The sequence below is a fragment of the Amycolatopsis sp. NPDC005232 genome, from assembly GCF_040607795.1.
GTDB lineage: Bacteria > Actinomycetota > Actinomycetes > Mycobacteriales > Pseudonocardiaceae > Amycolatopsis.
Map to the genome: position 1 here is coordinate 40,588 of NZ_JBEXHL010000014.1, position 26,251 is coordinate 66,838.

Here is a 26,251-nt window from a genome sequence, read left to right on the forward strand (position 1 = left end):
CACAGGTCGGGCTGACCACGGCCACAGTCCCGGCACAGGGTTCGCCTCGATGGTGGTGGTCGATTCCCCAGTCGAAGGAGCATGTGATGACCTCGGAACAGTCCACTCAGGACCCTGCCCAGCCCGCTTGGGGTGGCACTCCCGGCAGCTCGAACCCCGGCCCGAATCGTCGGCGCAAGTGGGTCGCGGGCGGGGTCGCCGCGGCGGTCGCCGTCGGTGGCGGCGCCGCGATCTGGATCGCGAGCAGCTCGGTCGACTCCGGCACGGCCACTGCCGCCGGCCCGGGTGCGGGCGCCGGCGCCGGCCAGGGCGGTCCGGGCGGCGCTGGTGGCCCCGGCGGCGCCGGCGCGCTCGGCCAAGCCCTGCACGGCGAGTTCACCGCCGCCGACGACAGCGGCGCCTACGTGACGAAATTCCTCCAGACGGGCAAAGTCACCGCCCTGTCCGCCACCTCCCTCACCGCCCAGAGCGACGACGGCTTCACCAAGATCTACACGATCGACTCGGCCACCGCGACGGGCATCACCAACGGCGAAAAGGTCACCATCGTCGCCACCACTTCCGGAGACACGGCCACCGCCACCTCGGTCGAGGAAGCGAAGGACGGCCCGCCGTCACAGTAGTTCCGCGGGCTGCGGTCGGGCTTGGTCCGGGTACGACCGCGCAAACGGGGCGGTGTGCGGGCGGCAGGAACTGCTGGGCGAACGCCTGCCGGCAGCGATCGATGGCCTGCCGTCACGGCAGTTACTGTGTTGCGGCCAGGGCTCGCGCGGCACGACACTGCCGCTGAGGGCGGTGTGTGCGGGCAGCGCGAACGCCAATCGGCAGCGGTCGCCGTCACGGCAAGTTCCTGCGCCGCGGTCAAGGCTCGCGCGACACAACACTGCTCAAGAGGGCGGTGTGCGAGCGGCGGGAACGGCTGAGCGGGACGCCGGTCGCAAGCGATTGGCAGCCCGTCGTCGCAGTGGTTACGGGCTGAGGCAAGCGCTTGCGCGAAGCAAGACCGTCGACAGGAAAGCACCCGTAAGCGGTGCGAGCAGCTGGCGAGGGCCAGTCAGGAGCACCCGAGGGCCCGCCGTCACAGCAGTTCCCGGGCGGCGGCAAGAGCTTGCGCCGCGTACGAACGTCCGAACAGGACGGTGTGCACGAGCAGCGGGAACAGCTGATGCATCGGCACCCGCGAGCGCCAGCCGGCGGCGAGTGGCGTGGCCTCGTCGTAAGCCGAGATCACCTCGGCCAAATGCGGGCAGCCGAACAGATGGAGCATCGCGAGATCCGTCTCGCGGTGCCCACCGTGGGCGGCCGGGTCGATCAGGCAGACGCTGCCCGACGTCCACAAGACGTTGCCGTTCCACAGGTCCCCGTGTAGTCGCGCAGGCGGCTCCGCAGGCCCGGCAACGGACGGGAACCGCGAACAGGCCCGTTCGAAAACGCCAGCCTCGGCAACGTCAAGCACCCCGGAGTCCACCGCCTGCCGCACATACGGCAAGACCCGCTGCTCCGCGTACCACCGCGACCACTCGGCGCCGGTCACATTCGCCATCGGGGCCAGGCCGATCCGCGCCTCCACCGGCCCACCCGGAGGTGGTGAACCGAAAGCCGGCGCCCCGGCCGAATGCAACCGGGCCAAACCCAGCCCGAACGAACGCGCCGCGGCAACCGTCGCACGCGCAGTCGCAATCCGGTCGAGGACCAGCCACTCGTCGTCAAAGCCACGCACACCGACGAGCGAGACCGCGTCAGCCGAAGCCAGCCACCGCAACCCCGCGGCCTCGGCGACAGCCGCGCCGGGTGCGTGCTTCACCACCACCCACCCGTCGGCCAGCTCGGCTTCCACCAGAGAACCCGACGAGCGCGTACGCACCACCTCAAGGCCGGTCAGCCGGGCAACAACGTCAGCAGCGCTCACCGGTCGTAGTCGACCGCCAGCGCAGGCGTCGTCGGGCGGGCCCGGCACGTCAGGATCCGGTTGTCCGCCACATCCGCCTCCGTGAGCGCGTACTGCACATCCATGTCCACGCGCCCCCGCACCAGCTTCGCCACGCAGCTGCCGCATGCGCCGCCGGTGCAGGAGTACGGCACGTCGAGCCGGGCGCGCAGTGAAGCGTCCAGCACGGTTTCGCCCGGCTGCGTCACGATGTCCGTCACGTGCCGCCCGACGGTGACCGACAGGGCGGCCGACGCACCTTCCGGGCTGCGCGCCGGGGCGCCGGCGAAGAGTTCGAACTGCACGTCCTCGTCGGGGACGTAGGCCTCGCGCAGGGTGCGGCGCGCCATGTCGAGCAGGCCGCGCGGGCCGCAGAGGAACCACTGGTCGACCTTGGCCGGGTGAAGGCGGTTCTGCAGCAGCGCGCGCAGCCGGGTCGCGTCGAGGCGGCCGCTGCGGTAGCGCTCGTGGGAGATCGCGAGGGCCTCGCCGACGGTGTCGAAGTGCCGCACCGGGCGGTGGGCGTGCAGGTCCGGATCGCGTTCGTCGGTGCGGAAGTGGACCACGTGCAGCCGGCCCGCCCACTCGCGGGCCAGCGCGCTGATCTCGTCGGCGAACATCGTCGTCGCGCCGGAAGTGTTGACGTACAACAGGGTCGCGCGGCTGTGGGCCTCCGCGCGCAGGGCGCTGGACAGGATCGACAGCACCGGCGTGATCCCGCTGCCGGCCGCCAGCACGACGTAGTGCGCCGAACGGTCCGGGCACGGCGAAAGCGTGAACCCGCCTGAAGGTGGCAGCAGTTCGAGCACGGCACCCGGCTTCAGCTGCGAAGTCGCGAACGGCGAGAAAGTGCCGCCCGCACGGCGTTTCACCGCGATCCGCAACGACGCCGAACCGGCGGGGGAGCAGAGGGAGTACGTGCGCCGGACCACGGTGCCGTCCACAGTGGTGCGCACGACCACGTGCTGGCCGGGCACGTGCCGGAACGTCTCGCGCAGCTCTTCGGGGACGTCGAAGGTGATCGCCACCGCGTCCTGGGCGATCGGTTCCACGGAAACAACCCGCAGCGCGTGGAACCGCCGAGGCCCGCGCAGCAAGGGTTCCGGCGCGGGTTCCTTCTCGAAGCACTCGGTGAGCCGCCGCCACGCGCGGTACTCGGCGGCCGTCAGCTCGCGGCCCCACGCCGTGGTGATGGGGACTTCGCGCGCCAGGTATGCGTCGCGGTTGTCGTTCCACGCGCGCAGGTACAGGTAGAACGGGATCGCCGGGTGAAGATGGTGCACCAGGTGGTAGTTCTGGTACAGCATGATCGGCGTCATCAGCCACTCCAGCCCCACGCGCACCCGCGTGGCGCCGAAGCGGTTCTCCGCCAGACCGTGGTGGGGCAGCCAGTCGAACCACCACGCCAGCAGTGCGAGCCCCAGCCGCTGCGGGATGAGGTAGACCACCAGCAGTTCCCAGCCGTGGCCGCACGCCACCACGGTCACCACCATCGCCGCGAACGCCACCAGCGCCACCAGCGTCTCCGCGCGCTCGAGGCGCGGGCGGCCGTGCACGCGACGGGAATAGAAGCGCACGTACCAGAAGTCGATCGTCGGCCAGCGGAACGGCAGCTGCCACCACGGGCCCTGCGAAGTCCAGGCGTCCGGGTCCGTGCTCGCATCGGCGTTGGTGTTGCGGTGGTGCTCGAGGTGGATGAAGCGCAGGAACGGGAACGAGCCGTAGGCCGCCACGAACAGCATCGCCAGCCGGCCGAGCACCTCGTTGAGCCAGGTGAGCTTCCCGGCCGCGTGATGGGCCGACTCGTGCGCGACGGTGAACATCGTGAACGTGACGAGCGCGTGCAGCGGGATCGTCACCCACAGTGGCGCGATGCCGCACAACGCGAGCCAGGTGGCCGTGCCCCACACCGCCAGACCGCCCGCGAACAGGGTGAGCGTGGGCAGGGACGCGGGCGCGAGCGGGATCCGGGGACTGGGCACGGCGGTGCGCTCGGGCGCCCCGGGCTGTTCCCCGGCGCCGAGCCGGCTGTCGACGACGGGCATCGAGCGGTCTCCTCGGTCGATCGCTCCTGGCCAAGCGGTGACAACTTAGACAACCGCACGGGGTTTGTAAATCGGTTTGACACGGATTCAGGGGTGCGTCCTGGTCAGTGGCTGCGCAGGCCGTCGTCGCTGAGCTCACTTCCCGTGAAATCCGGTGTCGCCGAGGAGTCCCCGGGGGCGCGTGCGCTCGCGGGAGCGGCTGCTCGCGGCCGCGGCCGAGCTGACGTGCGTCGGCGGCTGGGCGAACCTCACGATGGGCCGGCTCGCGGCCGACCTCGTGCGAGCCGCCAGACCGTCTACAGCGAAGTGGGCTCCAAGGCCGGGCCGGCCGAGGCCCTCGTGCTGCGCGAGACCGACAAGCTCGCCGGCACCGTCGGGCAGATCGTCGCGCGCCACCCGGGCGACGCGGCCGAGGGCGTCACCGCCGCGTTCTGCCACATCGTGGCGGCCGCGCGCGTGAACCCGCTGCTCAAGACCGTGCTGGGCGGGCAGGACGGCGACGAGTTGCTGTCGCTCATCACCACGCGTTCGCAGGCCGTGCTGGAGCGCGCCGTGACCGCGCTGACGCCCGTGTTGCGGGCGCAATACCCGGAGCGCGGGTTGTCGGAAGAGGCGTGGTCCGTCTTCGCCGAGACGTTCGTCCGGCTCCTGCTCAGCCACGTGGTGCAGCCCGGCGGGCCGGTCGAGCGGACGGCCACGAGCGTGCGCTGGGTGCTCGGGCGGATGCTCGACCGCTGATCGGGAGGGGTGTCCGGGTGCCCCCGACCAGGTCCGGTGAGGCCAAGGGCCTAGACTCGGCTGTCCCGGTCGGCAGGTGACCGGGGCCGTCCCGAGGGACAGTCCAACCCCCATTGTTTACCGCTCGAGGAGAAGACCTTGAAGAGCACCGTCGAGCAGCTCAGCCCGACGCGAGTCAAGATCAATGTCGAGGTGCCGTTCGACGAGCTCAAGCCGAACTTCGACCGCGCCTACCGCAAGATCGCCGAACAGGTGCGCATCCCGGGCTTCCGGCCCGGCAAGGCGCCCGCTCGCGTCCTGGAAAGCCGGATCGGCCGTGCGCCGGTGCTCGACGAGGTCGTCAACGAAGCCATCCCGGCCAAGTACATCGAGGCCGTTCGCGCCGGTGAGGTCCGCACGCTGGGCCAGCCGGAGTTCGAGGTGACGAAGCTCGAGGACCGCGACGTCCTGGAGTTCAGCGCCGAGGTCGACGTGCGGCCGGAGATCGCGCTGCCCGACCTCGAGGGCCTCGAGGTGAGCGTTGACGACGTCGAGACCACCGACGCGGAGGTCGACGAGCAGCTCGACGAGCTGCGCGCCCGCTTCGGCACCCTGACCGGTGTCGAGCGTCCGGCCGAGAACGGCGACTTCGTGTCCATCGATCTGTCGGCCACGGTCGACGGAACCGCGGTGGAGGAGGCCTCCACCACCGGCCTGTCCTACGAGATCGGCTCCGGCCAGCTCGTGGACGGCATCGACGAGGCGATCGTCGGTGCGAGCGAGGGTGAGACGAAGACCTTCACCACCAAGCTCGTGGCCGGCGAGTTCGCCGGGCAGGACGCCGAGGTCACCGTCACCATGCAGTCGGTCAAGCAGCGCGAGCTGCCGGAGGCCGACGACGAGTTCGCGCAGCTCGCGAGCGAGTTCGACACGATCGACGAGCTGAAGAGCGACCTTCGCGAGCGCCTCGGCCGCGTGAAGAAGATGCAGCAGGGCGTGCAGGCGCGCGACAAGGTCCTCGACATCCTCCTGGAGCGCACCGAGGTGCCGATCCCGGAGAAGGTGCTCGAGGCCGAGATCGAGAACCGCAAGCACGACGCGGTGCACCCGTTCGACCACGACGAGGCGAAGTTCGCCCAGGCGCTCGAGGCCGAAGGCCGTACTCTGGACGAGTTCAACGCCGAGGTCCAGGAGGAGTCGGAGAAGGCGGTGCGTACCCAGCTGCTGCTGGACACCATCGCCGACAACGAGAAGACCTCCGTCAACGACGGCGAGCTCACCGAGCGCATCGTGTACCAGGCCCAGCGCTTCGGTGTCAGCCCGGACGAGTACGTGCAGCGGGCCCAGCAGTCGGGCCAGCTGACCGCGATCTACGCCGACGTGCGCCGCGGCAAGGCGCTGGCGTCGGTGGTCCGGGGCACGACCGTGAAGGACGCCTCGGGCGCCGAGGTCGACCTCACCGAGCTGTTCGGCGCCGACGAGGCTGATGCCCCGGCCGGCGACGAGACGCAGGTCACCGAGGAAGCGGCCGCGACCCCTGCGGAGTGACGCTGTAAGCGAACTTGGGCGGTGTCGGGCATTCCGCACCGCCCGAGTTCGTTAGGGTCGGTTGCAAGATCTCAAGCATCTGAACACGACAGCGGTGGCCGACACGACGAAGGGTCACCGCCGGCGAAAAGGCAGGCAGACGTGAAGCAGCACATGCCCGAGGGGCGGACCGGCACCTCCGGACTCACCCTCACCGACTCGGTGTTCGAGCGGTTGCTCCAGGAGCGCATCGTCGTCCTCGGCTCCGAGGTCAACGACGAGATCGCCAACCGGATCACCGCGCAGCTGTTGCTGCTCGACGCGGACGACGGTGAGTCCGACATCCGGTTCTACATCAACTCGCCGGGTGGCTCGGTCACCGCCGGGTTCGCCATCTACGACACCATGCAGCTGATCCGCCCGGACGTCGCCACGTACGCCATGGGCATGGCGGCCTCGATGGGGCAGTTCCTGCTCTCGTCGGGCACGCCGGGCAAGCGGTACGCGCTCCCGCACGCCAGGATCCTGATGCACCAGCCGTCGGCGGGTGTCGGCGGTACCGCGTCCGACATCGCGATCCAGGCGGATCTGTACAACAAGTGGAAGCAGGAGCTCGCCCGCATCACGGCCGAGCAGACCGGGCAGACCACGGAACAGATCGTCAAGGACGGCGACCGCGACCGCTGGTTCACGGCGCAGGAGGCGAAGGAATACGGCTTCGTCGACCATGTGCTGTCGGCCGGCATCACCTCGAACAACTGAGCGCGAAGCACACAGGAGACCTCTCATGAGCAATTACCGGCTCCCGGGTGACTTCCGGGCTCCGCAGACTCCTCAGTCGCGGTACATCCTGCCGTCGTACGTCGAGCGGACGAGCTACGGCGTCAAGGAGTCCAACCCGTACAACAAGCTGTACGAGGAGCGGACGATCTTCCTCGGCGTGCAGGTGGACGACGCGTCGGCCAACGACGTGATGGCCCAGCTGCTGCACCTCGAGCACGAGGACCCGGACCGCGACATCAGCATCTACATCAACTCCCCGGGTGGGTCGTTCACGTCGCTGATGGCGATCTACGACACCATGCAGTACATCCGCCCGGACATCTCCACGGTGTGCCTCGGCCAGGCCGCTTCGGCCGCCGCGGTGCTGCTGGCGGCCGGCACGCCGGGCAAGCGCATGGCGCTGCCCAACGCGCGCGTGCTGATCCACCAGCCGGCCACCGAGGGCACCTACGGGCAGGTCTCGGACCTGGAGATCCAGGCCAACGAGATCCAGCGCGTGCGCCGCCAGATGGAGGTCATCTTGGCGAAGCACACGAACAAGGAGCCCGACCAGATCAGGGCCGACATCGAGCGGGACAAGATCCTGACCGCCGACGAGGCCAAGGCCTACGGCCTGATCGATGAGGTCCTTCCGTACCGGAAGGCCTCCGCCAACTGATCACGGAACCGGTGCGTGTCGAATCGGCGACACGCACCGGTTCTCTGGTCTAGTGTCGACCTCTGACGTGCCTTCTCCTCACCCGGGTGTTCCCGCTCGCGGCTTCGGACGGGTACCGTCAGTGGCAGTGCGTGAAGCTTCGGCCGGTCGGTGTGAAAGCAGTCGGCTCGGGCCGGAGCGGCAAGACAGTGTCAGGTGCGTACCGCGCACCGGAGGGGACGAGGTCAACGGCCATGGCACGGATCGGTGACGGCGGCGACCTGCTGAAGTGTTCTTTCTGCGGGAAGAGCCAAAAGCAGGTGAAGAAGCTCATTGCCGGCCCCGGGGTCTACATCTGCGATGAGTGCATCGACCTCTGCAACGAGATCATCGAAGAGGAACTGGCCGAAGCCGGCGAGGTGAAGCTCGACGAGCTGCCCAAGCCCGCGGACATCCGCGAGTTCCTCGAGCAGTACATCATCGGCCAGGACGACGCGAAGAAGACGCTCGCGGTCGCGGTGTACAACCACTACAAGCGCATCCAGGCCGACGACAAGGCCGGGCCGAAGGACTCCAAGGACGAGCCCGTCGAGCTGGCGAAGTCCAACATCCTGATGCTCGGGCCGACCGGTACCGGCAAGACCTACCTGGCGCAGACGCTCGCGAAGCTGCTGAACGTGCCGTTCGCCATCGCGGACGCCACGGCGCTGACCGAGGCCGGCTACGTCGGCGAGGACGTCGAGAACATCCTCCTCAAGCTGATCCAGGCCGCCGACTACGACGTGAAGCGCGCCGAGACGGGCATCATCTACATCGACGAGGTCGACAAGATCGCCCGCAAGTCGGAGAACCCGTCGATCACGCGCGACGTGTCGGGCGAGGGCGTGCAGCAGGCGCTGCTGAAGATCCTCGAGGGCACCACGGCGTCGGTGCCGCCCCAGGGCGGGCGCAAGCACCCGCACCAGGAGTTCATCCAGATCGACACCACCAACGTGCTGTTCATCGTGGCCGGTGCGTTCGCGGGGCTCGAGAAGATCATCAACGAGCGCGTCGGCAAGCGCGGCCTCGGCTTCGGCGCGGAGATCCGCACCAAGGCCGAGATCGAGGGCAGCGACGTCTTCTCCGAGACGATGCCCGAGGACCTGATCAAGTTCGGCCTGATCCCGGAGTTCATCGGCCGCCTCCCGGTGGTCGCCACGGTGAACCACCTGGACAAGGATTCGCTGGTCTCGATCCTCACGCAGCCGCGCAACGCCCTGGTGAAGCAGTACAAGAAGCTCTTCGAGATGGACAACGTCGAGCTCGAGTTCACCGACACGGCGCTCGAGGCCATCGCCGACCAGGCGATGCTGCGCGGCACGGGCGCCCGCGGCCTGCGCGCGATCATGGAGGAAGTCCTCCAGCCGGTCATGTACGACATCCCGAGCCGCGACGACGTGGCGAAGGTCGTGATCACCGAGCAGACCGTGCGGGAGAACGTGAACCCCACGATCGTCGCGCGGCAGCCGTCCCGGCGGGCCCGCAGCGAGCGTGGTGAGAAGTCGGCCTGAGCCGTTAGCTGATCGGCTTGAGCCGTTTGCGGGAGTCCGCTGCCAGGCTGTTCGCGGCACGCGCGATAATGGACAGGATGACAACCGTGCCGCTGACCGCAGCCCCAGGGGACAACACCACCGCCTCGGTGTCGGACGAGGATGAGGCCACTTCGCCTCCGCCTGCGTCGACTGATGCGCCGTCGGTGGGCATCGTCGAACTGAGCGAGCGAGTCGTCGCGTCCATCCTGACGCGCTTCCCGTGGCTGTACCGCGCGGGCAACATCATGCTGGCCGTCTTCGCGGTCGTCTGCCTGGTGGCGGTGGGGACGCGGTTGTCGGCGTTGCCGCTGATCCCGTTGCCGTTGTTCGCGTTGGCTTGGTACTTCCTGCGCTTCCTGCGCGTGGCGGAGACCCGTCGGCTGCAACTGCGGTGGGCGCTGCTGACGGCGCTGGCGACGATGGTGGGGTTCTGGTTGATCTCGGTGGTGGCTCGGTGGGTGTCTTCCTGAGGCTCGTGTTGCGCGGCTGAGTGCGGGCGGGCTGGTGACCGGGTTGGTCGTGCTGGTGCTGGTGGCGCGGAGCTGACTTCAAGGGGGCGTCCGTCGCGTTTGGAGCGTGCCCGCTGCCTCACACCGCGCGCGGCACGTGCTTCCCGACGAAGCTCACCAGGCTCGGCACGACGGAGTGGAAGAACGTGTCGCTGTGGATGCCCTTCGCCGTGTAGCCGACGGCCGGGTGGGTGGCCGCGATGTAGCGGCGGACGCCGGTGATGAAGGAGTCCTCCGTGCCGCACCAGAGGGCCGTGGGGATGCCGCGCAGGGCGGTGAGGTGGCGCAGTGGGTCGAGCGAGGTCCAGTCGGTCTGGCCGGTGAAGATGTGGCGCTTGGCCATCTCGGGCCAGTTCGTGATGAGCGCCGGCGAGATGGCCGCGATGGCCTCTGGCGGTTGACGACGCTCGGCGCGGCGGCGGCCGTAGACCATCGCGCCGAAGCCGCCCATCGAGACGCCGGCGCAGGCGAAGGGCAGGCCGTGCGCGCCGCCGAGGCCGCGGGCCGCGAGCCAGCGCGGGACTTCCTCCAGCAGCATCGCCATGGGGTCGTCGCCGGGGCGGACCTCGTGCCAGTAGTTGTCCCCGCCGTCGACGGCGACGTAGCCGTGCGCGGGCACGGCCTTGCGCGCGACGTCCGAGGCGAGCTGTTTGAGCAGGCCGCTGGGGGCGGCGCTGCGGGCGTTGCCGTGCAGGCCGTGCAGCATGAGGGACATCGGCAGGTCGAGCGGCGGCTTCTTGCTCGGCAGGAAGAGGACGAGGTCGACGTCGCGGCCCCTCGCGGCGGAGTGCACCCGCTCGACGCGCAGCGAACCGACCTGGGTGACCGGTGAGTCGGTGGTGACGCCGAGGACCTGCAACGCCTGACCGAGAGGCGTGAGCCCCGCTGCCGTCGCCGCGGCGAGCCCCGCGACGCCCAGGCCCGCGGCCCCGGCGGCGATCGCGGTGCGACGGCTGACGCGGCCGTTCACCCGGCCTCCGTCCCAGCGACGGCGACGGACGCGCGGCGGGCACTCAGGCTGCCCACGGCGGCCTCGGCCCCGGAAACGGCGCCGCGCGCGGCCCGGCGGTCGACCCGTCCGTCCACCTCGGCCTCCGTCCCAGACCACCGCAGGAAACTCCCACCCACCTGGACGCAGCTCACCATCCGCGCGTTGCCTGGCGCCACCGATCATCGTGCAGAGTCCGCGCCCGCTGCGCCAGTCCTGAAACCCGGCCCTTGCGACCGTTCCATAACTCTGTTATCAATGAATAACACTGTTATGGAAGGATCTCGCATGACCAACAAGTTCCTCGAAGGCAACTTCGCCCCCGTCACCCACGAGCACACCGCCACGCGGCTCGAGGTGACCGGGGAGCTGCCCGACTACCTCGACGGCCGCTACCTGCGCAACGGGCCCAACCCGCTCGCGCGGCAGGACCCCGAGAGCTACCACTGGTTCCTCGGCGACGGCATGGTCCACGGCGTCCGCCTGCGGGACGGGCGGGCCGAGTGGTACCGCAACCGCTGGATCCGCACGCCGCACGTCGCGGGGTTGCTCGGGGAGGGGGCGGAGGCGCCGAACATGGGTATCGGGGCCAACACGAACGTCATCGGGCACGCCGGGCGCACGCTCGCACTCATCGAGGGCGGCCTGCCGGCGTATGAGCTCACCGAGGAGCTCGACACCGTCGGCGCGTGCGACTTCGACGGGACGCTGCCGGGCGGCTACACGGCCCACCCCAAGCGCGATCCGGGCACGGGCGAGCTGCACGCCGTCACGTACACGTTCGGCCTCGGCAATCGCGTGCGGTACTCGGTCGTCGGCACCGACGGGCGGGCGCGGCGCGTCGTGGACATCGAGGTGGCGGGCCGGCCGATGATGCACGATTTCTCGCTCACCGAAAAACACGTCGTCTTCTACGACCTGCCCGTGACCTTCGACGCGAACCAGACGCCGGCCCACGTCGACGTGCCCGACCCGGTCACCGCACGCTCCGGCCGCGGCGTGAGCTCACTGCCGTACCGCTGGAACCCCGAGTACCCGGCGCGCGTCGGCGTGATGCCGCGCGACGGGGACAACGCCGACGTGCGCTGGTTCGACGTCGCGCCGTGCTACGTCTTCCACCCGCTCAACGCCTACGACGACGGCGACCGCGTCGTGCTCCACGTCGTGCGTCACCCCAAGGTGTTCGACCACGGCGTGCACGGCCCGACCGAAGGTGAGCCGACGCTCGACCGCTGGACCGTCGACCTCACGGCGGGCAAGGTCCTCGAAAACCGGATCGACGAGCACGGGCAGGAGTTCCCGCGCGTCGACGAGCGCCTCGTCGGGCGCGCGCACCGCTACGGCTACGCGGTGGCCGTGGACGGGCTCTCGAACCTCACCGGCGCGGTCTACAAACACGACCTGCGCAACGGAACCGCCCAGCGGCACGGGTTCGGCCCCGGCCGCGTGCCCGGGGAGTTCGTGTTCGTTCCGTCCCGTGTGGACGCTGCCGAGGACGAAGGCGTGCTCATGGGTTTCGTCTTCGACGCGGCCACCCAGCGCAGCGACCTGACGCTGCTCGACGCGGGAACGCTCGAGCCTGTCGCGGCCGTGCACCTGCCCGACCGCGTGCCCCACGGCTTCCACGGCAACTGGGTGCCGATCGGCTAGACCGAACGGCCTACGTCAGCACCCGCTGATCGCCCGTGTAGAGGTTCATGCTGTCGCCACGCAGGAAACCGATGAGCGTCATCCCGTTCTCCTCGGCCAGCTCGGCGGCCAAAGAGGACGGAGCGGACACGGCGGCGAGCAGACCGATTCCGGCCATCGCCGCCTTCTGCACCAGCTCGAACGAGGCACGGCCGGAGACCAGCAGCCCACAGTCGGGCGCGGGTATCCGACCGGCCTGCAGGGCCCACCCGAGCACCTTGTCCACAGCGTTGTGCCGCCCGACGTCCTCGCGCACGACCTCGAGCTCACCGTCCTGAGTGAACAGTGCGGCCGCGTGTAGCCCGCCGGTGGACTTGAACACCTTCTGCTGTTCCCGCAACGTGTCCGGGAGCTTCACCAGCACGTCGGTCTTCACCTCGAACGGCGAGTCCGCGGGGGAGAAGCGGCTCTTCAGCTTCACGGCGTCGAGCGCGGCCTTGCCGCAGACGCCGCACGAGGATGTGGTGTAGAAGTTGCGCTCCACGCCGACGTCCGGAGGTGCCACTCCGGGCGCGAGTGTCACGTCGAGCACGTTGTAGGTGTTGCGGCCCTGGTCGTCGACGCCGTCGCAGTAGCGCGCGGCCGCGATGTCCTCACGGGAGCCGAGCACGCCCTCCGACAACAGGAAGCCGTGGGCCAGCTCGACATCGTGACCCGGAGTGCGCATCGTCACAGCGAGTGCTTTGCCGCCGACGCGGATCTCCAACGGCTCTTCGGCCGCCAGTGAGTCGGGGCGACGACGTTCGCCGGTCGAGGAAATCCTCCGCACCGGCCGTCGCACGGTCACCCTGCCCATCTGTCCACCTTTCAACGGCCTGTGAAGACGTGCGCAGACGATCTACGACACCCAGCCGATGCAACGTCGGGGAACAAGTAATACATTCCCACCATCACCTCACAGTTCGGAGGAGTCTGACGATGGCCCTCGGCTTCCTGGCCCGCTCTCGTATCGTCGCACCGCCTGGCTGGACCCGTTGGCTGGTCCCTCCCGCGGCGTTGTCGATCCATCTCTCGATCGGTCAAGCCTACGCGTGGAGCGTGTTCAAAACTCCGCTCGAGAAGACCATGCACCTCTCGGGCACGGAGTCCGGGCTGCCGTTCCAGCTGGGCATCGTGATGCTCGGCCTCTCGGCCGCGTTCGGCGGCACGCTCGTGGAGAAGAACGGCCCGCGCTGGGCCATGTTCGTGGCGACGATCTGCTTCGGCACCGGCTTCCTCGTGGCGGCGCTCGGCGTGGCCACCGGGCAGTTCTGGCTCGTGGTCGTGGGCTACGGCGGGATCGGCGGCATCGGCCTCGGGATCGGCTACATCTCACCCGTGTCGACGCTCATCAAGTGGTTCCCCGACCGGCCCGGCATGGCCACGGGCATCGCGATCATGGGCTTCGGCGGCGGCGCGCTCATCGCCTCGCCGTGGTCCTCGGCGATGCTCGGCTCCACACCGACCACGAGCGACATCGCGGTCGCGTTCCTGATCCACGGTGTCGTCTACGCGGCGTTCATGACGATGGGCGTGCTGCTCGTGCGCGTGCCGGCCGACGGGTGGAAGCCCGCGGGCTGGGAGCCCAAGGCCCAGGAGACCAAGAAGCTCATCTCCACGCACAACGTCTCGGCCGCCAACGCGCTCAAGACGCCCCAGTTCTGGTGTCTGTGGATCGTGCTGTGCCTCAACGTGACCGCCGGCATCGGCATCCTGGAGAAGGCCGCGCCGATGATCTCGGACTTCTTCAAGGGCACCTCGGCGCCGGTCAGCACGGCGGCCGCCGCCGGTTTCGTCGCGATGCTCTCGCTCACCAACATGCTGGGCCGGTTCGTCTGGTCGTCGGTCTCGGATGCGGTGGGGCGCAAGAACATCTACCGCTTCTACCTCGGCGTGGGCGCGGTGCTGTACCTGATCATCGCGCTGACCACGAACTCGTCGAAGCTGCTGTTCGTGCTGTGCGCGATGCTGATCCTCTCCTTCTACGGCGGCGGTTTCTCGACGCTGCCGGCGTACCTGAAGGACCTGTTCGGCAACTACCAGGTCGGCGCGATCCACGGCCGGCTGCTCACCGCGTGGTCGGTCGCCGGCGTTCTCGGGCCGCTGATCGTCGACGGCATCGCCGACAGCGAGAAGTCCGCGGGCAAGAGTGGTCCAGACCTCTACGCGACGTCGTTCTACATCATGATCGCGCTGCTCGTGGTCGGCTTCATCGCCAACGAGTTCGTGCGGCCGGTCAAGGCGAAGTTCCACGAGCCCGTGGCGAGCACCCAGGTGGGGAGTGAGGCGTGATGAGCACACCGGACGTGGAAGGCCGCTCGGGCGGGCGCACCTTGCTGCTCGTGGTCGCCTGGCTGTGGGTGCTGGTGCCGTTCGTGTACGGCGTTTACGAGCTGATCCTGAAGGTCATCGATCTGTTCAGCAGCTGATGGCCCGCTGATCGGGATTACCCGGGTCTGCTGAGGAGCGCGACCACCGGTGCACGACGTGCCGGAGGTCGCGCTCTTTTCGTCCGCCGGTGGCTGCTTGATGGACAGCCGTGATGAGCAACGTCAACTCAGGATCGTCCACGGTGTCCTTCGGTGGCCGCGATCATCGTAACGGCTTCGTCCGGATAGTCGCTGGACAAATGGTCAAGAGTCGTTGACCATTGGCTCTCGTGACTGGGGACGACTACGTTCCGCCCTCCGACAGCGTCGAGGTGCGGACTACAGAACAACTGCGCGCTGTGAACAACCTGGTGCGCCACCGCGTGCTCGCGGTGCTGCGCGACGGGCCCGCGACGATCACGCAGATCGCCGTGCGCCTGGATCTGGCGAAAGGGAGCTCGAGCTACCACGTGCGCGTGCTGGAGCGCGCCGGGCTCATCCACGTGGTCCGCACTCGCAAGGTGCGCGGCGTGGTGGAGCGGTACTACGGGATGGTCGCGAAGACGATCGAGCTGCCGGATCCCGCGCCGGGGCAGCGAGACGTGCTGATGCAGCACGCGATCGACGACCTGGCGACCGCGCCTGACGGGTCGCCGCGGCTGGTGCGGCTGAAGCACCTGCGGCTGAGCGAGGCCCGGTTCGCAGAGTTCGAGCAGCGGCTGGGCGAGCTCCTCGACGAGATGCACGCGGCACGCGAACCCGCCGAGCCCGCGGCGACGATCGCGGTGGCGTTCTTCCGGCCTGGTGAGGGGGCGGCGCGGTGACTGCGGTGATGAGTGTCTTTCGCCGTTCGGGTGCGGCGCCCAAGATGCCGCCAGCCTTCGCGCGGCTGTGGACGGCGGCGACGGTATCCGGGCTGGGGGATGGGGCGTACGCGGCTGCGTTGCCGTTGTTCGCCGTGGCGCTGAGCAAAGATCCCGTCGTGATCAGCCTGGTGTCGGTGGCGATGCTGCTGCCGCACCTGGTGGTGGGGCTGGTGGCGGGCGCGCTGGTGGACCGGTGGGACCGGCGGCGCACGATGTGGCTCGCCGATCTGTGGCAGGCGGGGCTGCTGGCGCTCGCGGTCGTGGCGGGGGCGCTCGGCGCGCTCGGGATCCCGGCGTTGCTGGTGCTGGCGTTCCTGCTCGGAGTGGGGCAGCTGTTCTTCGACGTGGCCTCGCAGGCCTACCTGCCGGACCTGCTCGGGCGCGACCAGACGTTGCTGCGCCGCGCCAACGGACGCCTGCGCGGCGCGTCGACGGCGGCCGGGCAGTTCGCGGGGCCGCCGGTCGGCAGCTTCCTGTTCTCGCTCGCGCGGACGGTGCCGTTCGTGGTCGACGCCGTGTCGTTCGTGGTGAGCGCGCTGCTGATCCGGACGTTGCCGTCGACGCCGGTGCCCGAGCGCGTCGAGGGCCGCAGTGTGTGGGCGGAGGCGCAGGAGGGGTTCCGGTACGTCGTCCGGGACCGGCTGCTGCTCGGCCTGGCGTTGCGGCCGGCGGTCGGCAACCTGGCGTTCGGCGCGGTGGGTGCGGTGCTGGTGTTGTTCGCGCAGGACACCCTGGGCCTGTCCGCCCTCGGCTACGGCTTCCTGCTCGCCGCCGACGCCGTCGGCGGGGTGCTGGGTGCGATGGTCGTGGCGGGACCTCTCGAGAAGCTGCTGGGCACGGGCACGGCGCTCACTCTGACGGCCGTCGTGGAGGGCGGGTCGATCCTCGTCTTCGGGCTCGCGGACAGCCCGTGGCTCGCCGGCGCCATGTTCGCCCTCTGCGGCTGCGGCATGGCGACCACCATGGTGCTCGGCTGGTCGCTGCGCCAGGTGATCGTCCCGGGCCGGCTCATGGGCCGGGTCGCCGCGGCCTCCCGCCTGGTCGCGACGTCGGCCGGCCCCCTCGGCGCGCTGCTGGGCGGCTGGCTCGCCTCGGCGGCGGGCCTGCGCACCCCGTACTTCGCCGCCGCGGCGGTCCTGCTGACGATGACCGTGGTGACGATGAGCATGACCAGCAACGCCAAGGTGAAAGCCGCGTTGGCATCTACAGTGGACGGTTAGAGCTCCGCCAGCAGCCGGCGCCGCGCGGAGTCCACGTGGTCGGCGGCGACGCGGTCCAGTTCGGCCGCGTCGCCGTCGCGGATGAGGGCCGCCAGTTCGCGGTGTTCGGCGACGACGTGGGAGCGGTACTGCGAGCTCCCCAGGGACACCCGTTGCAGCTGGAACAGGAACACCTGCGAACGCACGGCCTCCCACGCCTCCGTCAGGCGACGGTTGGCCGCGGCGGCGTAGACGCGGTCGTGGAAAGCGATGTCCAGGGCCAGCAACTGGGGGCCGTCCGCGCCGGAGGCGACCGCGGCAGACAGCGCCGCGACGAGGTCGTCCAGGGCGGCCAGATCGTCCACAGAGGACCGCGCCCGAGCCGTGACCGCGGCCAGGCGGTCGAGGGCCGCGCGCACGGAATACACCTCTTCGACGTCCACCGCGGTCACCTCGACGACCGTGGTCGGGCGGTGCCAGCCGCCGCGGACGAGGCCTTCGCGGGTGAGCAGGGCGAGGCCCTCGCGCACCGAGCCGCGGCTGACCTCCAGTGACGCGGCGAGCTCGACCTCACGCAGGGGCGCGCCGGGTGGGAAATGGCCGGCGAAGATCGCGTCGCGCACGCGGTCGGCGGCTTCCTCGGCGAGGCCGCGGCGCGCCGCTTTCCGCAACGGTGTGGCGTCCATCGGTCAATGTTGACATTCGGACATGGGCACTTCAAGGTGAGGGAGCCACTGTGAGCCGAAGGAGAGCCCATGCGCCCCGCGTTCCACCTCGCCATCCCGGTCGACGATCTCGCCCGCGCCCGCGCGTTCTACGGCGGGGTGCTGGGGCTGGCGGAGGGCCGGTCGGCGGACGCGTGGGTGGACTGGGACTTCCGCGGCCACCAGGTGGTCACGCACGTGGTGCCCGGCGCGAAAGCCGAGGCCGGTCGCAACCCCGTGGACGGCCACGACGTGCCCGTGCCCCACTTCGGCCTGGTCCTCGACGTCGACTCCTTCCACGAGCTCGCCGGCCGCCTGCGCGGCGCCGGCACGGAGTTCGTGATCGAGCCGTACCAGCGCTTCGCGGGCGAGCCGGGGGAGCAGTGGACGATGTTCCTGCACGACCCGGCCGGCAACGCCCTGGAGTTCAAGGCGTTCCGCGACGAAGCGCAGCTGTTCGCGAAGTGAACGTCCTCGTCACCGGCGGCTCCCGCGGCATCGGCCGCGCGATCGCCCACGCCTTCGCCGCCCGGGGTGACCGGGTGGCCGTCCACTATGGATCGAACGCCGCGGCCGCCGAGGAGACGCTGGCCGCGCTCGCGGGCGACGGCCACGTGCTGATCGGCGGCGACCTCGGCGATCCCGAAGCGGCGCAACGGATCGCGAACACGGCCGAAGAGTTGCTCGGCGGCGTTGACGTGCTCGTGAACAACGCGGCCGTCGGCACCACACCCGAGACGTCGACGCCCGTCGCGACCGTCGGCTACGCGCACTGGCAGGAAGTCTGGCGCCGCACGCTGGACGTCAACCTGATGGGTGCCGCCAACATCTCGTTCCACGTCGCCCGCCACCTCATCGCGCGGAAAGCGCCGGGGCGGATCGTGAACGTCGGCTCGCGCGGCGCGTTCCGCGGTGAACCCGAGCACCCCGCGTACGGCGCGAGCAAGGCCGCGCTGCACGCGCTCGGCCAGTCGCTCGCGATCGAGCTGGCGCCGCACGGGATCTCGGTCACGTCGGTGGCGCCCGGGTTCACCGCGACCGAACGCGTCGCGCACCGGATCACCGACGCCGTGCGGGAGCAGAGCCCGTTCGGCCGGGTGGCGGAGCCGGAGGAGATCGCCAACGCGGTCGTCTACCTGGCCTCGGCCGAGGCGACTTGGGCCTCGGGCGCGATCCTCGACCTGAACGGCGCGTCGTACCTGCGCTGAAATGTGAACGCTGAAATGTGAACTGGGTCACGCGTGCAGCAGAACCGGTGCGCGAGGCGTCGGTAGGGCGTGCGGATCGCAGGAAAGATCGTCGTCGCGGTGCTGGCGCTCGTGGTGTTCACCGGCACGGCTTACGGCTACGCCACGTTGAGCTCACTCGACGACGTCAAGCGCAGCAGCGTGATCGACGCCGGCGACGAGCCGGCACCCGGTGAACAGCCGGCCGACGGCTCGCTCGACATCCTGCTGGTTGGCCGCGACTCGCGCACCGACGACCAGGGCAACCCGCTCTCGCCCGACGTGCTGCGTGAACTGCGCGCGGGCGCCAACGGCGACGACCTCACCGACACCCTCATCGTGCTGCGCATCCCCAACGGCACGCAGACGGTGAAGGCCTTCTCGATCCCGCGCGACTCATACGTGACACTGCCCGGCGGCGACAAGGGCAAGATCAACGCCGCCTACGGCCGCGGAAAGGCCCTGGAGGTCTCGAAACTGCACGCCGCGGGCGAGACCGACAAGACCAAGATCGAGCAGGAGTCGCTCACCGCCGCGCGCCGCGCCACGCGGCAAGCGGTGGAGGATCTCACAGGCGTGAAGATCGACCACTTCGCCGAGGTCAACCTGCTGAGCTTCTACGACATCAGCAACGCCGTCGGCGGCGTCGAGGTCTGCCTCAACAACGCGACGTCAGACCGCAACTCGGGTGCGAACTTCCCGGCGGGGCCGCAGAAGATCTCGGGCGCGGACGCGCTGGCCTTCGTCCGCCAGCGCGACGGCGTCAAGGGCACCGACTTCGGCCGCATGCGCCGGCAGCAGGTGTTCCTCGCTTCGCTGGCGCACCAGGTGCTTTCGGCCGGCACGCTCGCCAATCCGGGCAGGCTCGGCGCGCTCATCGACGCCGTGAAGAAGTCCGTGGTCCTCGACGATTCCTGGAACCTGCTCGACTTCATCGGGCAGCTGCGCGGCATTTCCGGCGGTGGCATCCAGTTCACGACGATCCCGGTGGTGAACCCCGACTACCGCTACAGCAAAACGAATCCCCGGGCGACGGCGGTGCAGGTGGATCCCGCACAGGTCAAGGCGTTCGCGGCGAGCCTGATCGGCGCACCGCCTGCTTCTCCGGCGAAGCAGGCCGGCTTCGTGGTGGACGTCTCCAACGCGGGCGGCACGAGCGGGCTCGCCCAGCGCGTCTCGGATGTGGTGAAGGGCAACGGTTTCACCCCGGGCACCACCGGCAACGCCACCGCGCGCCGCACCTCGCTGGTCCGGTACGGCGCCGCACTGGCCACCCAGGGCCAGGCGGTGGCGGAGCTCCTGGGGGGCCTCGCCACCGCCGAGTCCGCCGACGTGCCGGCCGGCCACATCGAGGTCACCCTCGGCCAGGTCTACTCCGGCCCGGGCGCGTCCCCCGGCGGCAACCCCACCGGCGGCGGCGCCGGCGCGGGCGGCTCGGGTGACACTCCGATCACGGGCGCGGGGAACAACTGCGTGGACTGACCGGCACCGGACCTGATCGGCGTGCCGGGGCGGTGGTGCCGCGGGCCGGGCTGGTTGACTGGACCGATGCGATCCTGGGCCCGCTGGCTGCTCGCCGCCGCCGTTCTGGTGGTGCTCGCCATCACGCTCCGGCCTGGGCACCTCAGCCCGCCGGAGAACGTCAATCTGGTGCCGTTCGCGGGGATTGCCGACGAGGCCCGCAACGCCAACGGCCGCCTCGGGCTGATCAACAACGCCGGCAATATCGCGTTGTTCGTGCCACTGGGGTTCCTGGCGACCGTGGTCACGCGCCGGAAAGCCGCCGTGATCGCGGCGCTGGCGGGATTCTCGGCAGCGATCGAGATCGTGCAGTACTTCGTGGGCCGCAGCGCCGACGTCGACGACCTGCTGCTGAACACCCTCGGCGCGGCACTCGGCGTCCTGCTCGCCGCCACAGCCCGGTCACGCCGGAAAACCCCGGCGTGACCGGACCGCGTCAGGAGTGGTGGTGCGGCTCCAGCCGGATCACGACGGCCTTCGACACGGGGGTGTTCGACTTCTCCGCGACGGAGTCCAGCGGCACCAGCGCGTTGGCCTCCGGGAAGTAGGCCGCCGCGCAGCCGCGAGCGGTCGGGTAGGACACGGCGCGGAAGCGCGGTGCGCGGCGGTCGCCGTCGCGCCACTCCGAGACCAGGTCCACGATCTCGCCGTCGGCGATGCCCAGCTCGGCCAGGTCGTCCGGGTGGACGAAGACCACGCGCCGGCCGTCCTCGATGCCGCGGTAGCGGTCGGACAGGCCGTAGATCGTGGTGTTGTACTGGTCGTGGCTGCGCATCGTCTGCAGCAGCAGCCGGCCCGCCGGCACCTCCGGGTACTCCAGCTCCGACACGGTGAACGTGCCCTTGCCGGTGGCCGTGCCCGTGAACTCGCGGGAGTCACGCGGCGCGTGGGGAAGCACGAACCCGTCGGGCTCGCGCACGCGGCGGTTGTAGTCCTCGCAACCCGGCACCACACCCGCGATGCGGTCGCGGATCAGGTCGTAGTTGTTCTCGAACGTGCGCCACGGCACGGCGTGGTCGGCGCCCAGCAGCCGCTCGCCCAGCCGGCAGACGATCGCGACCTCGGAGATCAGGTGCTCCGAAGCCGGCTTGACCCGGCCGCGCGAGGCGTGCACCTGCGACATCGAGTCCTCGACGGTCACGAACTGTGGTCCCGACTCCTGCACGTCACGCTCGGTGCGGCCGAGCGTCGGCAGGATCAGCGCGGTGGTGCCGTGGACGACGTGCGAACGGTTGAGCTTCGTCGACACGTGCACGGTGAGCGAGCACGAGCTCAGCGCCTTCGCCGTGAGGTCGGAGTCGGGCGTCGCGGAGGCGAAGTTGCCGCCCATCGCGAAGAAGACCTTGCCGCGGCCGTCGCGCATCGCGCGGATGGCGTCGACGGTGTCCCAGCCGTGCTCGCGGGGCACGGTGATGCCGAACTCGCGGTCGAGCGCGTCCATGAACGTCTCGGGCATCTTCTCCCAGACGCCCATGGTGCGGTCGCCTTGCACGTTGGAGTGGCCGCGCACCGGGCACAGGCCCGCGCCCGGCTTGCCGATCATGCCGCGCGCCAGCGCGAGGTTCGTGATCTCGGAGATCGTGGGCACCGCGTGCTTGTGCTGCGTGAGCCCCATGGCCCAGCAGTAGATCGTGCGCTCGGACGTGGCGATCATCCGCGCGACGTGCTCGATCTGCGCACGCTGCAGGCCCGTGGCCTTCTCCGTCTCGGCCCAGTCGAGCTCGAGCAGGTTCTTCGCCCAGTCCTCGAACCCGTAGGTCGCGGAATTCACGAACTCCTGGTCGATGATCGTGCCGGGCGCCTCGTCCTCCCACTGCAGAAGCAGGTGGCCCACGGCCTGGAACAGCGCGAGGTCGCCGCCGAGGCGGATCTGCGCGAACTCGTCGGCCAGCGGGGTGCCCTCGCCGACGACACCGCGCACGTTCTGCGGGTTCTTGAATCGCATCAGCCCGGCCTCGGGCAGCGGGTTCACGGCCACGACCTTGGCGCCGTTGCCCTTCGCCCTCTCCAGCGCGGAGAGCATGCGCGGGTGGTTGGTGCCCGGGTTCTGGCCGACGACCACGATCAGGTCGGCGTGGTGGATGTCCGCGAGCGACACCGAGCCCTTGCCGATGCCGATGCCGGTGGACAGCGCCGAGCCCGACGACTCGTGGCACATGTTCGAGCAGTCCGGCAGGTTGTTCGTGCCGTAGGAGCGCACGAGCAGCTGGTAGAGGAACGCGGCCTCGTTGCTGGTGCGGCCCGAGGTGTAGAACACGGCCTCGTGCGGGCTGGCCAGCCCGTTGAGCTCGCCGGCGACGAGGTCGAACGCGGCGTCCCACGAGATGGGCTCGTAGTGGGTGGCGCCCTCGCGCAGCACGAACGGCTCGGTGACGCGGCCCTGCTGGCCCAGCCAGTAGTCCGTCTTGTCCTGCAGGTCGGCGACCGCGTGGGTGGCGAAGAACTCGCGGTCCACGCGGCGGCGTGTGGCTTCCTCCGCGACGGCCTTCGCGCCGTTCTCGCAGAACTCCGCGAGTTTGCGCTTCTCGCCGTCGGCCTGGAGCGGCTCGGGCCACGCGCAGCCCGGGCAGTCGAAGCCCGCACGCTGGTTGAGCAGGCGCAGGGTGAGCGCTGTGCGCGTGGGGCCCATCTGCTCCACGCCGCGCCGGAGCGACACGGCGACGCCGGGGATGCCGGCTGCGTAGGTCTTCGGCTTGCCCACCTTCAGGTCGGCTTCGTCCACGTCGTGTTTCGGCGCATCACGGTGCATGTGTCCATCGTGCGCTTCGATCATGGATTCCCCGACACGGGGTCTGGTTTTTCACACTTGAAAGATGCTGCTTGACCTGGTCACCCGCCCGTTCGGCCGAGAGGTTCGCCCTTCGGGGTGACGACGGTCACTGATCGTGCCGTCGATCATCTGCGTCGGCGATGTCAGGCGCGCTGCGCCCGTTCGCGGCGTTCTGCCAGCTTCAGCCCGCGGTCGGCGACCGTCACGACCAGAAGCAGCGCGCTGATCACCACGAGCACGGCGCCGAGGTGGTGCAGCCCGGCCGAGTCGGCGCGCACGCCGTAGCACTGGGCGATCACGGTGGAGGCCACGATCGCGCCGAGGTACTGGGCCGTGCGGAACAGCCCGCTCGCGGTGCCCATGGTCTCGGCGGGCGACTCCCGGTAGAGCGTGGTCTGGTTCGCGACGCTGGTCAGGCCCTGGGCCAGGCCGAACACCGCGATCAGCCCGAGCAGCGCGCCCAGCCACGTCGTGTCGCCGACGAACAGCAGCGCGACCGAACCGGCCAGCAGCGCGACGGCGACCACCACCAGTCGTTTGCGGATCCCGGTCGCGCGGCCCGAGAACGCCGCCGCGCACACGGCCACGACCGACATCGGCAGCAGCAGCGCCCCCGCGATCGCGTCGCTGAAGCCGCGGCCTTCCTCGAGCCACTGCACGTAGCCGAACATGATCGCGTAGATCACCATGAAGCTCAGCGCCTGGCGCAGGTAGGTGCGCAGGATCGGGGTGTTGGCCGCGAGCATCCGCAGGTCGATGAACGGCACCCGCGTGTGCAGCTCCACCCACACGAACGCCGCGCCGACCGCGACGGCCGCCGCGAGCAGCCACAGGTCGCCGATGCCCGGCGCCATCAGGTAGCACAGCAGCACCAGCAGGGAGAGCGAGAACAACGCGATGCCGAGCACGTCGATCGGCTTCGGTTTCGTGGCTTCGTCGCGCACCGGCGCGTCCTTGGGGACCCAGAAGATCGCCAGTAGCAGCGAGGCACCCGCGAGCGGGATGTTCACGGCGAAGATGGCCGGCCAGCCGAAGAGCGTGATCAGCACGCCGCCGAGCGTCGGGCCGATGACCATGATCGTCTGCGAGGACAGCGAGAGCAGTGACAGCACGCGCGCGGGCACGCCCTGGCCCAGCGTGTCGGCGCGCTTGCGCAGCACGGCCATCGCGGCGGGGAAGCCGGCACAGGTGCCGATGCCGAGCACCGCGCGCACGCCGGTGAGCCACTCGACGGAGAACGGGATCATGCCGGCGATCCCGGCGACGATCACCACGGACGCGCCGCCGAGCAGCACGCGGCGGGCGCCGTAGCGGTCCACGAGCAGGCCGACGACGGGCTGGCCGACGGCGGTGGCGAGGTAGAGGGCGGAGATCAGCCAGGCCGTCTTGCCGGGCCCGGCGCCGAAGCTTTGCCCGATCGGCACGAGCGCGACGGCGATGAGGGTGGAGTTGATGGGGTTCAGCACCGCGCTCGCCACCAGAGGGGTGACGAGTTTGGCACCGAAGTTCGCCGGTGCCTTTCGGGGTGTTGCGGTGGTCGTCACGGATCCTTCGTCCTGGAGATGTCGGGGAAAATCGGGGTGTCCTCCACGGCGTCCGCTTTGACGTCGGTGTTCGGGTCCCGGCGCCGATGCCGGGCACGCTGGATGATCAGTGCTCGGCGACGCGCTGCAGCAGCGGCAGGGCCTGGCGCACCGTCTCCAGCTCCTCGGCGGTCAGCTCGGCCGCGAGCGCGTGGGCGAGCCACTCGTCGCGGTGCTGGCGGATCCCCTGCACGGTCTTCGCGCCGAGCTCGGACACCGACAGCACGGTCCGGCGGCCGTCGGCGGGGTCGCGCGAGCGGGCGAGGTAGCCGAGCGAGTCGAGCGCCGAGAGCGTGGTGGCCATCGACTGCTGCCGCACGTGCTCGGCGGCGGCGAGCTCACCCTGCGTCGCGGGGCCCTCGCGGTAGAGGCGGTTGAGCGCCGCCGACTGCGACGGCGTGAGGCTGTCGGCGTTGTCGACCTGCCTCAGCCGGCGGTGCAGCTGCGCGACGACGCCGCGCAGCCAGCCTGCGGATTCGGCGACGGGAGCGGGTACGGTGGCCATATCCACAGTTTAGGCTGTGTAGTCTGGCCTGTGCATCCCGCGAAGGGGCGACCTTGGCCACACCCGGTGACTTCGGCCTCCGCTCTGCCGGGCGCGGACCGGGCAAGTACGGGGGCTCGCGACGAAGCGAACGAACGCGACCGGAAGCGGTAACGCCTTTTTCAGACGGGCCATCAGCTGGATCTGCTCAGTGTTTTTCACGCCGTTTCCGGTGCAATCGTCGCTTGTTGACAACCCTTTGATCCACGCAGGACGATGAGGATCGCGCTGCTGTACTACGGCACCATTTTTTTGAGTCGGCTGATATGCGCGCCATTTCCGGAAGAATGGCGTGGTGGGGAGGCGCCGATGCCTGCTTGGACGCGGATCCGCCGCAGCCGGGCGGACGCGAGGGCTGCCGCGGAGACCGGACGCGGGCCTGGGTATGCGCTGGTCGCGGGCTGGTCGGGGATCCTCTTCGCGGCGTTGTTCACCGTCGCACTGGTCCTGGTGCACCGGGCGCCGGGACTGACCGTGGCGGACAGCCAGTACGCGAATTTCTACGCCGACGGTGGTTCCGGTGCATTGGTGACCGCAGGCCTGTACATTGTGCCGTTCGCGGGGATCGTCTTCCTGTGGCACATGATGGCCACGCGTGAATTCATCGCCACCCTGCCCGGCACGCAGAACCGGGAAATGCCGCGGGCGCTTCAGCTGGCGTCCGGGGTGGCGTTCATCATCCTGCTGTTCTCGGGGATGGCGCTGACCGGGGCGATCGCGCTGCTGAAGCAGTTCTCGGTGGCGCCGCTACCGCCCGTGTACGTGGCGCGCGCGCTGAGCGCGGCAGGCTACGGGCTGGTGTTCGTCTTCGGCGCCCGCGTCGCCGGCATGTACATGATCACCACGACGACGCTGCTCAACGCCGCGGGTGTGCTGGCGCGCCCGCTGGCGTGGTTCGGCTACCTCTGCGCCGCGACTGTGCTGCTGAGCTGGACCTTCCACCCGATCTTCGCGCTCATCTTCCCCGGCTGGGTCTTCGTCGTCAGCGTCGTGGCGGTGGTCCGGGCCCACCAGGCCAAGGCGCGGACCACGCAGCCGAGCCCGGCCGGCGCCGTGACGTCGCCGGCCGAAGGGCACCTCTCCAAGGAGTGAACGCC

At 69.9% G+C, this 26,251-nt stretch carries 25 protein-coding genes; 17 read left to right on the forward strand and 8 right to left on the reverse strand.

Features of this window, described 5'->3' with window-relative positions:
• The first annotated feature begins 86 nt into the window (after positions 1-86).
• Complete coding sequence (locus ABZU76_RS25725; protein WP_354873857.1) at positions 87-623, forward strand: hypothetical protein; 537 nt, start codon at positions 87-89, stop codon at positions 621-623.
• 455 nt (positions 624-1,078) lie between these two features.
• Here ABZU76_RS25725 and ABZU76_RS25730 read toward each other — a convergent pair whose 3' ends face one another.
• Together ABZU76_RS25730 and ABZU76_RS25735 are read right to left on the reverse strand one after the other, a co-directional pair.
• Positions 1,079-1,867, reverse strand: coding sequence for a fructosamine kinase family protein (locus tag ABZU76_RS25730; RefSeq protein ID WP_354874196.1), 789 nt, complete (start codon positions 1,865-1,867; stop codon positions 1,079-1,081).
• Between the two features lie 38 nt (positions 1,868-1,905).
• A complete protein-coding gene (locus tag ABZU76_RS25735; RefSeq protein ID WP_354873859.1) occupies positions 1,906-3,972 on the reverse strand; it encodes a fatty acid desaturase in 2,067 nt (688 codons plus the stop codon).
• Positions 3,973-4,278: 306 nt separating this feature from the next.
• Here ABZU76_RS25735 and ABZU76_RS25740 point away from each other — a divergent pair, with 306 nt between their 5' ends.
• From ABZU76_RS25740 to ABZU76_RS25765, 6 genes are all read left to right on the forward strand, one after another.
• Positions 4,279-4,710 carry a TetR/AcrR family transcriptional regulator gene (locus tag ABZU76_RS25740; protein ID WP_354873861.1) on the forward strand — a complete coding sequence of 144 codons (432 nt, stop codon included), beginning with the start codon at positions 4,279-4,281 and terminating at the stop codon, positions 4,708-4,710.
• Between the two features lie 138 nt (positions 4,711-4,848).
• The gene (gene tig, locus ABZU76_RS25745) at positions 4,849-6,237 is read left to right on the forward strand and encodes a trigger factor (protein ID WP_354873863.1); all 1,389 of its coding nucleotides are present in this window, start codon (positions 4,849-4,851) and stop codon (positions 6,235-6,237) included.
• Between the two features lie 141 nt (positions 6,238-6,378).
• Positions 6,379-6,978: an ATP-dependent Clp protease proteolytic subunit gene (locus ABZU76_RS25750; protein WP_220242918.1), complete on the forward strand. Its 600-nt coding sequence runs from the start codon at positions 6,379-6,381 to the stop codon at positions 6,976-6,978.
• 25 nt (positions 6,979-7,003) lie between these two features.
• Positions 7,004-7,657, forward strand: coding sequence for an ATP-dependent Clp protease proteolytic subunit (locus ABZU76_RS25755; protein WP_220242917.1), 654 nt, complete (start codon positions 7,004-7,006; stop codon positions 7,655-7,657).
• A 233-nt stretch (positions 7,658-7,890) separates the two neighbouring features.
• Positions 7,891-9,186 carry an ATP-dependent Clp protease ATP-binding subunit ClpX gene (clpX, locus tag ABZU76_RS25760; protein ID WP_354873866.1) on the forward strand — a complete coding sequence of 432 codons (1,296 nt, stop codon included), beginning with the start codon at positions 7,891-7,893 and terminating at the stop codon, positions 9,184-9,186.
• 77 nt (positions 9,187-9,263) lie between these two features.
• Positions 9,264-9,677, forward strand: a complete 414-nt coding sequence (locus tag ABZU76_RS25765; protein WP_220242915.1) for a hypothetical protein — start codon at positions 9,264-9,266, stop codon at positions 9,675-9,677.
• 118 nt (positions 9,678-9,795) lie between these two features.
• Here the strand turns inward: ABZU76_RS25765 and ABZU76_RS25770 are convergent, their stop codons facing one another.
• Positions 9,796-10,686, reverse strand: coding sequence for an alpha/beta hydrolase-fold protein (locus ABZU76_RS25770; RefSeq protein ID WP_354873868.1), 891 nt, complete (start codon positions 10,684-10,686; stop codon positions 9,796-9,798).
• 306 nt (positions 10,687-10,992) lie between these two features.
• Here ABZU76_RS25770 and ABZU76_RS25775 point away from each other — a divergent pair, with 306 nt between their 5' ends.
• Positions 10,993-12,354: a carotenoid oxygenase family protein gene (locus ABZU76_RS25775; protein WP_354873870.1), complete on the forward strand. Its 1,362-nt coding sequence runs from the start codon at positions 10,993-10,995 to the stop codon at positions 12,352-12,354.
• A gap of 10 nt (positions 12,355-12,364) precedes the next feature.
• Here the strand turns inward: ABZU76_RS25775 and fdhD are convergent, their stop codons facing one another.
• Complete coding sequence (fdhD, locus tag ABZU76_RS25780; RefSeq protein WP_220242912.1) at positions 12,365-13,189, reverse strand: formate dehydrogenase accessory sulfurtransferase FdhD; 825 nt, start codon at positions 13,187-13,189, stop codon at positions 12,365-12,367.
• A gap of 122 nt (positions 13,190-13,311) precedes the next feature.
• On the opposite strand from fdhD, the gene ABZU76_RS25785 reads away from it, so the two are divergent.
• From ABZU76_RS25785 to ABZU76_RS25800, 4 genes are all read left to right on the forward strand, one after another.
• The gene (locus ABZU76_RS25785; protein WP_354873873.1) at positions 13,312-14,664 is read left to right on the forward strand and encodes an OFA family MFS transporter; all 1,353 of its coding nucleotides are present in this window, start codon (positions 13,312-13,314) and stop codon (positions 14,662-14,664) included.
• Positions 14,664-14,801, forward strand: coding sequence for a hypothetical protein (locus ABZU76_RS25790; protein ID WP_220242910.1), 138 nt, complete (start codon positions 14,664-14,666; stop codon positions 14,799-14,801). The genes ABZU76_RS25785 and ABZU76_RS25790 overlap by 1 nt, the downstream gene beginning before the upstream one ends.
• A 230-nt stretch (positions 14,802-15,031) precedes the next feature.
• Complete coding sequence (locus tag ABZU76_RS25795; protein ID WP_354873875.1) at positions 15,032-15,565, forward strand: helix-turn-helix domain-containing protein; 534 nt, start codon at positions 15,032-15,034, stop codon at positions 15,563-15,565.
• Between the two features lie 8 nt (positions 15,566-15,573).
• A complete protein-coding gene (locus ABZU76_RS25800) occupies positions 15,574-16,827 on the forward strand; it encodes an MFS transporter (RefSeq protein ID WP_354873877.1) in 1,254 nt (417 codons plus the stop codon).
• Here ABZU76_RS25800 and ABZU76_RS25805 read toward each other — a convergent pair.
• Positions 16,824-17,492 (reverse strand): GntR family transcriptional regulator, encoded by a 669-nt coding sequence (locus ABZU76_RS25805; protein ID WP_354873879.1) that lies wholly within the window; start codon positions 17,490-17,492, stop codon positions 16,824-16,826. The genes ABZU76_RS25800 and ABZU76_RS25805 overlap by 4 nt on opposite strands.
• Positions 17,493-17,561: 69 nt before the next feature.
• Between ABZU76_RS25805 and ABZU76_RS25810 the strand changes: the two genes are divergently transcribed.
• From ABZU76_RS25810 to ABZU76_RS25825, 4 genes are all read left to right on the forward strand, one after another.
• Complete coding sequence (locus ABZU76_RS25810; RefSeq protein ID WP_220242907.1) at positions 17,562-17,978, forward strand: VOC family protein; 417 nt, start codon at positions 17,562-17,564, stop codon at positions 17,976-17,978.
• Positions 17,975-18,718 (forward strand): SDR family oxidoreductase, encoded by a 744-nt coding sequence (locus ABZU76_RS25815; protein WP_354873881.1) that lies wholly within the window; start codon positions 17,975-17,977, stop codon positions 18,716-18,718. The genes ABZU76_RS25810 and ABZU76_RS25815 overlap by 4 nt, the downstream gene beginning before the upstream one ends.
• A 69-nt stretch (positions 18,719-18,787) precedes the next feature.
• Positions 18,788-20,218 carry an LCP family protein gene (locus ABZU76_RS25820; RefSeq protein ID WP_354873883.1) on the forward strand — a complete coding sequence of 477 codons (1,431 nt, stop codon included), beginning with the start codon at positions 18,788-18,790 and terminating at the stop codon, positions 20,216-20,218.
• Positions 20,219-20,284: 66 nt separating this feature from the next.
• The gene (locus tag ABZU76_RS25825) at positions 20,285-20,683 is read left to right on the forward strand and encodes a VanZ family protein (protein ID WP_354873885.1); all 399 of its coding nucleotides are present in this window, start codon (positions 20,285-20,287) and stop codon (positions 20,681-20,683) included.
• A 10-nt stretch (positions 20,684-20,693) separates the two neighbouring features.
• Here the strand turns inward: ABZU76_RS25825 and ABZU76_RS25830 are convergent, their stop codons facing one another.
• The 3 genes from ABZU76_RS25830 to ABZU76_RS25840 all read right to left on the reverse strand — a co-directional run bounded on the left by ABZU76_RS25830 (position 20,694) and on the right by ABZU76_RS25840 (position 25,115).
• Positions 20,694-23,006 (reverse strand): FdhF/YdeP family oxidoreductase, encoded by a 2,313-nt coding sequence (locus ABZU76_RS25830; RefSeq protein WP_354873887.1) that lies wholly within the window; start codon positions 23,004-23,006, stop codon positions 20,694-20,696.
• Between the two features lie 164 nt (positions 23,007-23,170).
• Entirely contained in the window at positions 23,171-24,505 is a 1,335-nt protein-coding gene (locus ABZU76_RS25835; RefSeq protein WP_354874198.1) for an MFS transporter, read from the reverse strand.
• Positions 24,506-24,677: 172 nt separating this feature from the next.
• Positions 24,678-25,115, reverse strand: a complete 438-nt coding sequence (locus ABZU76_RS25840) for a MarR family transcriptional regulator (protein ID WP_220242902.1) — start codon at positions 25,113-25,115, stop codon at positions 24,678-24,680.
• A gap of 348 nt (positions 25,116-25,463) precedes the next feature.
• Between ABZU76_RS25840 and ABZU76_RS25845 the strand changes: the two genes are divergently transcribed.
• Positions 25,464-26,246, forward strand: a complete 783-nt coding sequence (locus tag ABZU76_RS25845) for a hypothetical protein (protein WP_354873889.1) — start codon at positions 25,464-25,466, stop codon at positions 26,244-26,246.
• Positions 26,247-26,251: the final 5 nt, after the last annotated feature.